Raw genomic sequence first — 12,309 nt, forward strand, 5'->3', positions numbered from 1 at the left:
TCAACATCGACTAGGGTGAAGCGCAATATTGTTCGTGTAGACTGGGGTACAGTTCTAGGCTATAACATCTCCTATAATTTCTGGAAAAACCACGGACTGGTGTTACCATTACTGGTTTCGTATGAACGCTCTTTGAGCGGACAGTGGAGCGCGGGAGGGGAGGTGCTGATTAACGGTGGCGACCCTACCCAGCGGCGGCGTGGTGTGGGGGTGGCAGCGCGGTATTATGCCCTGCCAGCAAGCCGGTATGTCCTACCATTAGCGGGGAAATATGTGTCGCCGTTTGTACAGTACCGTGCCCTGCGCGTTACGGAGGGGTATTGGGGCAGTACACCTGCCATAACTTATGCCAGGCGCGTGGCCGCTGGTCTGCTACTGGGCTGGCAACAACCCGTTGGCAAACAGGACAACTCCCGCTTTATTCTGGACTTGGCAGCTGGCGCATGTTATCAGGTGCGGACGGGAACTGATCGAACAGATGATCCTTATGCGTATTATTCTTCTGGTGATGGCAATAAAAGAGGAAGTCTTCGAACCGGCTTCAGGCCCGACTTACGGTTAGGCGTTGGCTGCCGACTCTAAGCCTGCTGCTTCAAGCCGTTAGGGCATACAGCAGAATATTAACGCCGAACTTGGTGTTGTCCTCGGCCAGGAAGCGTTTGTTGCGGAAGTCGTAGTCCCACTCGCAGCCGTAGTCCTTATTGGAGTAGAGTACGCCCAGGCGCCCATTGAACTCAATGCCTTTCAGGTAGTCGTGCACCAGGTCGTCGCCCCAGCCGTTGAGCTCGAAGGCCGTGGGCGGCGGCCCTTCCGGAAACTTAAAAAACTGCGAGTAGAGGGCGTGGGTCTTGGGCAGCTTCCGCAGGGCCCCGGCCCCGAAGCACTGGCGCATCTGCTCCTCAAAGGAGCGCGCAAACAGCCCGTCGATGTCGTGGTTGCAGTCGTCCACGAACACGAAGCCCCCGGCCTTCACGTACTGCTCGAAGTTCTTTTTTTCCTGGGCCGAAAACTGCACCAGCCGGTGGCCGGAAAGGTAGCAGAAGGGGTAGTTGAACAGCTCCGGCGAGTCCAGGGCCACCACTTTCTCCTTCTGGTTCACGGGTACTTTCGTGTACTGAATCAGGGAGTGCAGCAGGTTAGTGGGCATCCGCTCGTCCACGCCGTCCCAGTCGCCGGAGCGGTATTTTAGGCGGACGAAGGTGAACGGGGTAGCGGGCATGAGCAGGAAAACGTGGGGCAAAGACGGCAAAGCCCGGCCAGGGTGGCACGGCGAGCCGCAAAATCAGCCAAAAAAACGAACCAGCTTATGGTGGGCCATGGCCAGGGCGTTGTAGCCGGCAATAAACCAAGAGCTCGGCGGTTGAATCTGCCGTGCTGGCCGCCTACCTTTACTTTTCTACTCCCTTTCTCTTTATGAAGAAGCTACTATTTACCTTGCTGGGCGCCCTGCTGACCCTCAGCGCGGCCCAAGCCCAGGTGGGCATCAAAGGCGGCCTGAACGCGGCCGTGCTCGACGGCCAGGATATCAACCAGAAAACCGATTACCAGTTCACCTACCACGCGGGGCTGTTCTACGTCTACAACGTGGTGGGGCCGCTGTCTATCAGGCCGGAGCTGCTGTATTCCGTGCAGGGCTCCGAGTTTAAAAATGCCCAGGAAGACTACGCCACCAAGCTACAGTACGTGAACCTACCCATCCTGCTCGACCTCAAAATCAGCAAGCTGCACCTGCAGGCCGGCCCGCAGTTTGGGCTCCTGCTCACGGCTCAGGAAGCCGGCACCGTGGTCACAGGTTACGATTTCACCACTTCGCCGCCCACGCCCACCGGCTACGGGAAGGTCAGCGGACAGGTGAAAGACAAGTACAACGACAAAGACTTCAGCCTCTGCGCCGGCCTGGAGCTGGAGCTGGCCGCGGGCCTGCGTATCGGCGGCCGCTTCAATGCCGGTCTCACCGATATTGCCGACTACAAAGACGTGCGCAGCCCCAACGACCCCCAGCTCAAGAACCGCGTGATTCAGGCCTACGCCGCGTTTCAGCTGGGCAAGTAGGGGCGTGTTGTGCAGAACTAGATAAAAAGGCGTGATTTGTATCCGTACAAGTCACGCCTTTTTATTTTATCGATGAAGAAATTTCTACTGGCAGGCCTCATAGCATGCATTATTCTCGGAATGAACTGTGCCGCTTCGGCCCAAACTCCTGGAGGAACCCGCGCAGGCATCAAGCTGGGTGCATCATTGTCAACTCTGAGCGGCACCATCAATAGTGAGGCGCATATGCGTGGTAGTCTGTTGGTAGGCACGCTGGTGCGGTTCAAGCCTAGTAAGCAGCTATTCAGCGTGCAAGCTGAGCTGAACATGCAAAAGCAAGGAGCAAACATCGAGTACGATGATGGTCAGCGCGAAGAGCGGGACCCGTTTTATTTCAACGTGCCCGTGTTGTTGAGGCAGTATTTTAAAGGCCCGTTATATGTGAACGTAGGCCCGCAGATCGGGCTGCGTACGGGCTCCTCCAAGTCACCGCTTAAATCTACTGACGTAAGCGTTGTAGGTGGTTTGGGATATGAGGCAGCTAACGGGTTCGTTTTTGATGTACGCCTGAACTATGGCCTATTAGATATTGACAACGACCCTCAGACGCAGGCCATTCGTAGCCAGCTTGGGTTTGGAGGTCTTCACAGTCGGGTGGCGCAGTTCTCAGCAGGCTACCTGTTCGGGAAAAAGTAAACCACTTGGCCACGACAAAGAAAAGCCGGCACCCGTCACGGGTACCGGCTTTTCTGTATTTGAATTCTTTTACACTGCGTCGGAGAGGCTAGTGAAGGTGAAGTCCCGAATCTTCAGCGGGGGCACCAGGTTGCCACCAAGGCGCTGGGGCTTGCCCATAGCTTCAATATTGTTGAGCATGATGATGGGCGACTCGTTGAAGCGGAAGTTCTTGATCGGGTGCTTGATCTTGCCGTTCTCGATGTAGAACGTGCCGTCCCGCGTCAGGCCCGTCACCAACAAGGTCTGCGGGTCCACGTCGCGGATGTACCAGAGCCGGGTGACGAGGATACCATTGGCGGTGCCCTTAATCATTTCTTCCAGGCTTTGCGTGCCGCCTTCCATGATGAAGTTGCCGGAGAAGGCTGTGGCCTCGGCCTTGCTTTTCTCGGCCCAATAGCGGGAGTAGTACAGGTTCTTCACCACGCCTTTCTCAATCCAGGGCATGCGCTTGACGGGCAGCCCTTCCCCATCGAACACGCTGCCGGGGGCCTGATCATTGAGTGGGTCGGAGTAGATGGTGACGCGCGAGTCGAAGAGCTTTTCGCCTTTCTTGGTGCCGCCGCCTTTTTTGCTCAGGAACGAGCGGCCCTCGTCGGCCTCGCGGGCATCAAGGGCGTACACCAGGCGGTTGAGCAGGCCTTCGTCCGACACCAGCGCCGCCGGCTCCAGAATCACGGTGTACTTGCCCGGCTCCAGGGCCTTGGCATTCACCGAGCCCGCGGCTTTGTCGGCGGCACGCTTGGTAAGAGCTTTGGCGTCGAAGGCCTTTACGTCGGTGAAGTCGGCCACGGCATAGCCCGAGCCCTTACCATCGGGGGTGCGCACCGTCACCGAAAAATCAACGTTGGTGCTTTGCTCGTAGGCTTCGAGGCCTTTGCTGTTGCGCAGGGCCGTAAAGCTGGCGCCATCCTCCAGGAAGCCTGCTGCCGTGAGCTTACGGGCTTCGCACATCGTGATGCTGTCGGCGGCGGCCTGGGCACGCACGTCGGGCGTGATGGCGGCGGTGCTGGCCGCATAAGCCTTAGGTACCAGGTATTGCTGCGGGCTTAGCATGGCTACGTACTCGGGGTCTTCGGGGGCCAGGCGGGCAATTTCCTCGGCCCGCTGCACGCAGCGGCGCAGGGTCGCGTCGTCGAACTGATTGCAGGTGGCCGTGCCGCTGCGCTTGCCAAAGCGCGACTCTACGGCTAGGGACACGTTGTCGGACTGGCCGGCGGTGCTTACCGTGTTGCGGGCGTAGCGGATGTTGCCACTGGTGCGCCCACGCAGGGTGGCGGCGCACTCATCGGCCTGCGAATAGCTCAGCACCTTTTTCAGGATAGCCTGAGCTTCATCTTGGGAAAGTATGGGCATCGTCGTTGAATGTGCTAATGTGTTGGGGATGTGGGAAATGTGGGGGATGTGGGAAATGTGGAAAATGTGTTGGAAGTGTGCTGATCTGGAGGCATGTGCTGAGGTACTAATGGTCGTTCTTGCATTAGCACATTTTCCACACTCTTCCACCTTAGCACATTATCCATTGGCTTTGCTGGTCAGGATGATGCGGGCCAGCAGGCGTCTTACCTGTTGCTGGGTATCCAATACCTGCGGTGGCGGGCTTGGGTAATTTGGGGCCTTCTCGCACAGAAGCAACCAATAGTCGGTTTCCTCTGCTTCCTTGGCGGCTATTTTGCATTTGTGAATGAAGTCGGCCCGGCTTTCGGCGTGCTGAGCTTCTCGCACACTGGCTCCGATGGAGGTAGCGCTACGCAGCACCTGCTGAGCCAGTATGAAGCGCCGCTGCTTTTCCAGTTCCTCCACAAATTCCATTACCTGTAACGAAAGCTCCAGGGTCAAGCGAACAACCGGGTTATCCACCGCATCTGCCATTGTCAGGAATCGATCAGCCAAGCCACATTTGCCATATCTCTCACATTCTACACATTAAATTTTCCGGGCGGTATTGATGACGTTCACGCCGTTGAAGCGGGTGGTGCTGGAGCCGTGGCTCACGGCCGACACTTGCCCGGGCTGGCCCTTGCCATCGAAGAAGGTGCCCAGAAAGCGGTAGTCCGACTGGTCGCAGATGGCCGCGCAGCTGCCCCAGAACTCCTGGGTGTTGGCCTGGTAGGCCACGTCCTCAATCATGCCGGCAATTTTGCCTTTCTCAATAGCGTAGAACACCTTGCCCCCAAACTGGAAGTTGTAGCGCTGCTGGTCGATGGAGTAGGAGCCTTCCCCGGCAATGTAGATGCCCTTGTCCACGTTCTTGATCATGTCGTCCACGCTCAGCTTGGCCGTGCCGGGGCGCAGGCTGATGTTGGGCATGCGCTGAAACTGCACGCTGCTCCAGGAGTCGGCGTAGCAGCACCCGTCCGATTCCTGCTGACCTACCACGTGCGCCTGGTCCCGAATTTTCTGGTAGTTCACCAGCTGCCCGTCTTTGATGATGTCCCACTCCTTGGTTTTCACGCCCTCGTCGTCGTAGCCCACCGCGCCCAGGGTGCCGGGCTGCAGCTTGTCGGCCACAATGTTCACCAGCTTAGAGCCATAGGGCTGACCTTTGGCTTTCCAATCGAGGGTAGCGAAGGATGTGCCCGCATAGTTGGCTTCGTAGCCCAGCACGCGGTCCAGCTCGGTGGGGTGCCCTACCGATTCGTGGATGGTCAGGCCCAAATGGCTGGGGTCCAGCACGAGGTCGTACTTGCCGGGCGTCACGCTCTTGGCCGTGAGCTTTTCCTTGGCCTGCTTGGCGGCCAGGGCCGCATCTTCCAAGATGTCGTAGCGCTGCTTATAGCCGATGACGCCGGTTCCCTGCGGGCCCATGAGCTTGTCGCTGGCGCGGGGCGTGAGGTACTCGTAGCCCAGGCCCATGGGTGAAGCCATGGCGTCGCGGGAGCGGAACTTGCCGGTGGCGCGGTCAATCACCGTCACGTTGAACGTGGGCCAGATGCGGTGCACGTCCTGGTCGATGTAGGAGCCGTCGGTGCTGGCGAAGTACTTCTGCTCGTTTACCTGAAACAAGGCGGAGTTGACGTAGCTGGCGCCGTTTTCCAGGGCCTTGGCGTTGGCAGCCAGCAGCAGGTCTACCTTTTCCTTCACGGGCACCTCGAAGGCGTTGCGCTCAATGGGTGTTTTCCAGCTCACTTCGCCGTAGCCTTTCTGGGCGGCCAGCTTCACTGGCTCCTTCTGCACGCGCTGGTTGGCTTTGGCAATGGCCGCGGCGTTTTTGGCGGCCTGCACAATGCCCGCTTCCGTAACGAGGTTGGTAGACGCAAAGCCCCAGGCCCCATTCACCAGAGCCCGCACGCCCACCCCGAAGCTCTCGGTGCTGGTAATGTTCTGCACCTGCTTTTCGCGGGTAAACACGTACTGGTTCAGGTAGCGCCCGATGCGCACGTCGGCGTAGGAAGCCCCCGCCGATTTAGCTGCGTTCAGGGCGGCGTCGGCCAGGCGCTTTTTCAGGGCCGGGTCGATTGTTTCAAGCAGCTGCTCGGGGTCTACCAGCACGCCACCCATGCCGGGCAGGCTAGGTAAGAACAGCGCCCCGGTAGCTAAACCCGTGAGGCCAACAAAATCTCGTCTTTTCAAAGTGGTAGGGATAGGGAGTGGAAAAGAAACGCGTGGGCAAGGGCAAAATGGCCGCCCGGGTAAGCAGAGAGAAATAGTGGGGCCGCGGTTGCCTGAATATTCAAAAAATCAGATTAGAACCCCAATAAAAAACCCGCCTGCTCGCACAAACGGGTTTTTATTGGGCCTTACACCGCGTCGGAGAGGCTGGTGAAGGTAAAGTCCCGAATCTTCAGCGGGGGCACCAGGTTGCCCGCCACGCGCTGGGGCTTGCCCAGAGCCTCCAGGTTGTTGAGCATGATGATGGGCGACTCATTGAAGCGGAAGTTCTTGATGGGGTGCTTGATCTTGCCGTTCTCGATGTAGAACGTCCCGTCCCGCGTCAGGCCGGTGTACAGCAGGGTCTGCGGATCCACGGGGCGGATGTACCAGAGCCGGGTGACCAGGATGCCTTTGGCCGTGCCCTTGATCATTTCTTCCAAGCTTTGCGTGCCACCTTCCATGATGAAGCCGCCGGGTGGGGGCAGGTCCGGAATGCCTTGCTTCTGGGCCCAGAAGCGCGAAGAGTACAGGTTTTTTACCACGCCTTTTTCCACCCAGATAGTTTTCTGGCGGGGCCGTCCGTCGCCGGCAAAGGTGAGGTCCGCAATTTCGGGGTGCGTGGGGTCGGAGTAGATGGTGACCCGCTCATCGAACAGCTTTTCGCCCTTCTTATTGCCTCCACCTTTCTTGCTCAGGAATGAGCGGCCTTCGTCAGCGGAGCGGGCATCCATGGCACTCATCATGGCGCCCAACAGTGAGGCATCGGAATTGGCTACCAGTGCGGCCGGCTCTAGAATCACGGTGTACTTGCCGGGTTCCAGCGCCTTGGCCTGCCGCGACATGGCCGCTTTATCGGCGGCGGTTTTGGCCAGGCGGGCGGCGTCGAACTTACTGGCATCGTTGTAGTCGGCCGTGGCGTAGCCGGAGCCGGTGCCATCGGGGGTGCGCACCGTAATGCTGAAGGTAAGGTCGGTAGCTTGCTGGTAGGCCTCCAGTCCTTTGTTGTTGCGCTTGGCTACAAAGCCGGCCGAGTCTTCGAGGAAAGCGGCCGAGGAGAGTTTGCGCTGCTCGCACAGCTGCAAGGTAGCCGCCATCTGCTGGGCACGGTAGTCGGGCGTGATGCCGGCCGTGCTTTGGGTAAATGACAGCGGCGACGCCAGGTAATGCTGCGGACCCAGCAAGGGCACGTAGTCGGGATTTTCGGGAGCCAGACGCGCAATTTCCTCGGCCCGCTGCACGCAGCGGCGCAGGGTGGCGTCGTCGAACTCGTTGCAGGTAGCTACGCCGCTGCGCTTGCCAAACCGCGACTCCACGGCCAGGGACACGTTGTCGAGGGCACCGCTGGTGCTGATGGCGTTGCGGGCCGAGCGCACGTTGCCGCCATTGGTGCCGTTCAGCGTCGCCTCGCACTCATCGGCGGTGCTAAAGCTGAGGACCTTTTTAAGTATGTTCTGGGCTTCGTCTTTGGAGAGAATAGCCATGTATTTAATGTGCTGATGTGGTGGAATGTGGATAATGTGAGAAATGCGTTGATATGCTAACAATGGTTTGATTAGCACATTCAACCACATTTCTCACATTATCCGCATTAAATTTTCCGGGCAGTGTTGATGACGTTCACGCCGTTGAAGCGGGTGGTGCTGGAGCCGTGGCTCACGGCCGACACCTGGCTGGGCTGACCTTTGCCGTCGAAGAAGGAGCCAAACATGCGGTAGTCTGACTCGTCGCAAATGGCCGCGCAGGAGTTCCAGAACTCGGTGGTATTGGTCTGGTAGGCCACGTCTTCAATCATGCCGGCAATTTTGCCTTTCTCGATGGCGTAGAACACCGTACCACCAAACTGAGAATTGTAGCGCTGCTGGTCGATGGAGAACGAGCCGCGCCCGGCAATGTAAATGCCCTTGTCCACGTTCTTGATCATATCATCCACGCTCATTTTCTGCTTGCCGGGCAGCAGGCTGATGTTGGCCATGCGCTGGAACTGCACATCCTGCCACGACTGCGCGTAGCAGCACCCATCCGATTCGTTCTGGCCTACCATGGCCGCTTGGTCGCGGATTTTCTGGTAGTCTACCAGTTGGCCTTCCTTAATGATATCCCACTGCTTGGTTTTCACGCCCTCATCGTCGTAGCCTACCGCGCCCAGGGAGCCGGGCTGGGTTTTGTCGGCCACGATGTTCACCAGCTTGGAGCCATAGGGCTTGTTCTGCTTTTTCCAGTCCAGGGTAGCGAAGCTGGTGCCGGCGTAGTTGGCCTCGTAGCCCAGCACGCGGTCCAGTTCGGTGGCGTGGCCCACGCTTTCGTGAATGGTGAGACCCAGGTGGTTGGGGTCCAGCACGAGGTCATACTTACCAGGCGTTACGCTCTTGGCGGTCAGCTTTTCCTTAGCCTGCTTGGCGGCCAGGGCCGCGTCTTCCAGGATGTCGTAGCTGTTTTTATAGCCCGTGAGGCCCGAGCCGGCGGGACCGGCAATCTTGTCCTGGGCTTTGGGTACCATGTACTCGTAGCCCAGGCCCATGGGGGAGCTGAGCGCCTCACGGGTGCGGAACTTGCCACTGGCGCGGTCTACGGCCGTTACGCTGAACGTGGGCCAGATGCGGTGCACGTCCTGGTCGATGTAGGAGCCGTCGGTGCTGGCGAAGTACTTCTGCTCATTCACCTGAAACAAGGCCGAGTTGACAAACGAAGCGCCGTTTTCCAGGGCTTTGCCATTGGCCGAAAGGAGCAAATCCACTTTCTGGGCAATGGGCACCTCAAAGGCGCTCTGCACGATGGGCGTTTTCCAGCTTACTTCGCCGTAGCCTTTCTGCGGCGCCAGCTTCACTTGCTCCTTCTGCACTTTGGCGTTGGCCTTGGCAATGGCTACGGCCATCTGCGCGGCTTTGGCCAGGCCAGCTTCCGTCACGGTGTTGGTGGCCGCGAAGCCCCAGGTACCGTTGGCAATGACGCGCACGCCAGCCCCGAAACTTTCCCCACTGGCAATGTTCTGCACCTGCTTTTCGCGGGTGAAGATGCTTTGGTTGAGGTAGCGCCCGATGCGCACATCCGCGTAGGAGGCCCCCGCCGATTTAGCTGCGTTCAGGGCCGAATCGGCCAGTCGTTTTTTTACGGCGGGGTCCACGGTTTCGAGCAGCCGCTCGGGGTGCACCAAGGTACCGCCCAGGCTGGGGAAGCTGGGCAGGAACAGAGCCCCGGTCGCCAGACCGGTCAGCCCTACAAAGTCGCGTCGTTTCAAGCAGGTAAAAGTTTAGAGGAAATAGGCCAAACAATGGGTGAATGTAGGCAAAGGACGAAAGGAACATCGGATAGATGCACCGCCATTACCGCTAAAATTCGGGCATGATTTACCGCACCAACGCCAGTAGGTCGGCCGCAATAGCGGGCCAGGGCTGGGCCAGATCGATGGTGACGATGCGCACCGGGTGCCCGCCCAGGGTATAGCGCAGGTCTACCGCCTGCTCGGCGGCCGGATACAGCAGTACGCCCTCCAGCTGCTGGCCCGGCAGCGGCCGCTGGTTCTGGAGGTAGGCGTAGAGCTGGTAGAGGTGGGGCGCAATCAGCCGCTGCTGGTCGTAGCGGGTGCGCAGGGCCGCAGCGTAGTACTTGGTGTCGAGGATAATTTTGCGGTCCGGAGCTTCCAGGCTGGTGTCGGTAATCATGCTGGGCAATAAGTCCAGATCAGGTGCGTGCTCAGCTTCGGCCTGCCAGCTGATGGTTTCACTCTGTACCCGAAAATGGCGCTGTTCCAGCCGGTAGAAGTTGCGCACGAACTGCTCAAACAGCCGCGCCATCACCGCCTCGTCGCGCCGGAAGTCCCGGAAACGGGGGCGTCCACCCGCCGTAGGCTCCGGCAGCTGGCTGAGGTGCAGCAGCTCACAGATGTTGAGCAGCATGGCACCTGTGCCCGTGGGCCGCTGCCGCCGGGCCTGCCGCAGCGTATCGTTAGTCAACTGCAGCGGCATAATATCCGCGGGAAACTGGCGCTGCACCCGGCGTAGCTCCTCGCGTAGGCTGCCCGGTATTCGAGCGGTACGGCCCAATTCCCGGACTGTGCCCAGCAGCAGGCCGTGTAGTAGACCATCGTAGCCCAGCTCATCATAGCGGCAGACGGCCCGGCCCCTGGGCAACAGGTTACGCGTGAGGCTGGGCGCCAGCAGCACCCGCCCGCGCAGCTCCGGCAGCTCGGCTTCCCGCTCCTGGTACGCTGGTGGCAGCCCCGCCCGCAAATACCGCCGCAGGTGTAGCAGGAGCAAATGCCCCAGCAGCTCCACCGGCCGCTCAAAATCCTGCCCATCCGCCGTCAGCAGCGCATGGCGCTCCGGCAGCCGGTTCCAGGCGTAGCTGAGCAGGTAGTACAGGTTTTGGATCGGGACCACGGATTCGCGCGGATTAGTCGGATTTCACGGATTTTGTGGGCGACGCAGCCTGAGATACTCCAGCCGGACTAAGCCAGTAGACGGCGCCGGGCAGCCGTGGCTTTGGCCGGCTCATCGAGCCAGTACTCTGCAAGCAGGGGCGCTATTTCCTGCTCCAGAATGAGGCGTAGCCAGGCGGGCTGTTCCAGCGGCTGAGCTGGGGGCTGGCAGAAGTAGCTGTGGCCGATGCGGAAATCCACACCCAGGTCGGGGTCGTCGGCTATGGTTTGGTTGAGCTCCGTCAGGCGGGTGGCTATCTGCTGGATGATTTCCGCTCCCATGCCCTGCCGGCGCAGAAACTCCTGAAACGCGGGCCCAAACTCCGGCTCCAGCTCCACGAAAGCAAACCGCCGCCGCAGGGCATAATCCAGGGGCGTGAGCGACCGGTCAGCCGTGTTCATGGTACCGATGACGTACAGGTTTTCGGGCACGTAGAAGTGGGTGCCCGCGGGGGCGTAGGGCAAGGCCACCGCGTGGGCCGGGCCGCGCTTATCGGCTTCCAGCAGCAGCAGCAGCTCCCCGAAGATGCGGCTCACGTTGCCTCGGTTCAGCTCGTCAATCAGCAGAAAATAGGGCCGTGTGGGGTCCTGGGTGGCCCGGCGACAGAGCTGGACCAGCAGGCCGTCGGTGAGGCGGAACTTGCCGCCGGCGTCGGGCCGGAAGCCCTGCACAAAGTCCTCGTAGCTGTAACTGGGGTGAAACTGCACCAGCTCCGTGCGGGCCGCGTCCTGAGTACCCAGCTCCAGCCAGGCCAGGCGGCGGGCCAGAAACGTTTTGCCGGTGCCGGGCGGGCCCTGCAAGAGTAGGTTCTTGCGTCTTCGGAGTCCGGCCAAGGCCGCATCCAGCTTTTGGGGAGCCAGAAATACTTCCTGCTCGGCCTGATGCCGCGTGTAAGTCGGACTGGAGCCATAGGTTGCGGCGGGCTCGCCGACTATAGCCCCCTTGGCGGCCCGGAGCGGCTGCCGGCTTGGCCGGCCAGTGTAGAGGTCAGCAAGTTGCTCCTGGGCGGCCACGTCTCCGTCCAGGGAGGAGTTGGCCAAGGTAGGCCGCTTGGTGGTGATGGTGAAGTCCAGCTTTTCGAGCAGGCGGTTGGTGGGCGCCCCGCTGCCGAGCGGCCACGTCGCCGTAGCGTCGTCGGTAGCCAAGCGGTAGGCCAGCTGGGCCACGGCCCGCGGCGGGTAGCGCCGGCCCCGGTATACAAGGTCATAGACGGTGCTGGGTGGGAGCGGCTGGTCGTCGCGCTCCAGCTGCCGCAGGGCGCGCAGTACCTGCTGGCGGGTGAGTAGGGGAGGCGAGGTAGATGAGGACATTAGGGGAAAGTACGCGCAAAACACCGCTACGGCCAAATAAGTGGCTGTAGGCACTTATCTATTGCGGGGAACTGGACAACCAGCACACTGCTTATCAGCAGTAGCAGCTTGTCGAGCATATCCTATAAGTTATCATTAATTTATTTTGTATAGTACCTTGTATTGCATAATAGTATTTTTATATTTGCTCTATGCTGGCTGGGTTGCTGGCCTGTGGAAGTCAT

General features: G+C 59.7%; 10 protein-coding genes. 2 read left to right on the top strand and 8 right to left on the bottom strand.

All coding sequences use genetic code 11. The features are described from left to right. Positions 1 to 592: 592 nt before the first annotated feature. On the bottom strand, positions 593 to 1,219 hold the full coding sequence (locus FY528_RS10960; protein ID WP_149071052.1) for a DUF4159 domain-containing protein: 627 nt from the start codon (positions 1,217 to 1,219) through the stop codon (positions 593 to 595). A 194-nt stretch (positions 1,220 to 1,413) separates the two neighbouring features. On the opposite strand from FY528_RS10960, the gene FY528_RS10965 reads away from it, so the two are divergent. Continuing rightward, positions 1,414 to 2,052 carry a porin family protein gene (locus FY528_RS10965; protein ID WP_149071053.1) on the top strand — a complete coding sequence of 213 codons (639 nt, stop codon included), beginning with the start codon at positions 1,414 to 1,416 and terminating at the stop codon, positions 2,050 to 2,052. Positions 2,053 to 2,124: 72 nt separating this feature from the next. Continuing rightward, positions 2,125 to 2,727 carry a porin family protein gene (locus FY528_RS10970; RefSeq protein ID WP_149071054.1) on the top strand — a complete coding sequence of 201 codons (603 nt, stop codon included), beginning with the start codon at positions 2,125 to 2,127 and terminating at the stop codon, positions 2,725 to 2,727. A gap of 69 nt (positions 2,728 to 2,796) precedes the next feature. Here the strand turns inward: FY528_RS10970 and FY528_RS10975 are convergent, their stop codons facing one another. The 7 genes from FY528_RS10975 to FY528_RS11005 all read right to left on the bottom strand — a co-directional run bounded on the left by FY528_RS10975 (position 2,797) and on the right by FY528_RS11005 (position 12,085). Continuing rightward, a complete protein-coding gene (locus tag FY528_RS10975; protein ID WP_149071055.1) occupies positions 2,797 to 4,122 on the bottom strand; it encodes a TldD/PmbA family protein in 1,326 nt (441 codons plus the stop codon). 159 nt (positions 4,123 to 4,281) lie between these two features. Further along, positions 4,282 to 4,605 (bottom strand): four helix bundle protein, encoded by a 324-nt coding sequence (locus FY528_RS10980; RefSeq protein ID WP_373281614.1) that lies wholly within the window; start codon positions 4,603 to 4,605, stop codon positions 4,282 to 4,284. An 87-nt stretch (positions 4,606 to 4,692) separates the two neighbouring features. Continuing rightward, entirely contained in the window at positions 4,693 to 6,339 is a 1,647-nt protein-coding gene (locus tag FY528_RS10985; RefSeq protein ID WP_149071057.1) for a TldD/PmbA family protein, read from the bottom strand. Between the two features lie 167 nt (positions 6,340 to 6,506). Next, entirely contained in the window at positions 6,507 to 7,841 is a 1,335-nt protein-coding gene (locus FY528_RS10990) for a TldD/PmbA family protein (RefSeq protein ID WP_149071058.1), read from the bottom strand. A gap of 107 nt (positions 7,842 to 7,948) precedes the next feature. Continuing rightward, a complete protein-coding gene (locus tag FY528_RS10995) occupies positions 7,949 to 9,595 on the bottom strand; it encodes a TldD/PmbA family protein (protein WP_149071059.1) in 1,647 nt (548 codons plus the stop codon). A gap of 109 nt (positions 9,596 to 9,704) precedes the next feature. After that, the gene (locus FY528_RS11000) at positions 9,705 to 10,736 is read right to left on the bottom strand and encodes a 5-methylcytosine restriction system specificity protein McrC (RefSeq protein ID WP_149071060.1); all 1,032 of its coding nucleotides are present in this window, start codon (positions 10,734 to 10,736) and stop codon (positions 9,705 to 9,707) included. A gap of 68 nt (positions 10,737 to 10,804) precedes the next feature. Continuing rightward, on the bottom strand, positions 10,805 to 12,085 hold the full coding sequence (locus FY528_RS11005) for an AAA family ATPase (protein ID WP_149071061.1): 1,281 nt from the start codon (positions 12,083 to 12,085) through the stop codon (positions 10,805 to 10,807). Positions 12,086 to 12,309: the final 224 nt, after the last annotated feature.

This window comes from Hymenobacter lutimineralis (assembly GCF_008271285.1).
In the GTDB taxonomy this organism is placed as follows: domain Bacteria; phylum Bacteroidota; class Bacteroidia; order Cytophagales; family Hymenobacteraceae; genus Hymenobacter; species Hymenobacter lutimineralis.

Excerpts from the sequence above, each read along its gene's own strand:
- FY528_RS10960 (WP_149071052.1), bottom strand. The coding sequence starts at position 1,219 with ATGCCCGCTACCCCGTTCACCTTCGTCCGCCTAAAATACCGCTCCGGC.
- FY528_RS10970 (WP_149071054.1), top strand. The coding sequence starts at position 2,125 with ATGAAGAAATTTCTACTGGCAGGCCTCATAGCATGCATTATTCTCGGA.
- FY528_RS10975 (WP_149071055.1), bottom strand. The coding sequence starts at position 4,122 with ATGCCCATACTTTCCCAAGATGAAGCTCAGGCTATCCTGAAAAAGGTG.
- FY528_RS11005 (WP_149071061.1), bottom strand. The coding sequence starts at position 12,085 with ATGTCCTCATCTACCTCGCCTCCCCTACTCACCCGCCAGCAGGTACTG.
- FY528_RS10990 (WP_149071058.1), bottom strand. The coding sequence starts at position 7,841 with ATGGCTATTCTCTCCAAAGACGAAGCCCAGAACATACTTAAAAAGGTC.
- FY528_RS10965 (WP_149071053.1), top strand. The coding sequence starts at position 1,414 with ATGAAGAAGCTACTATTTACCTTGCTGGGCGCCCTGCTGACCCTCAGC.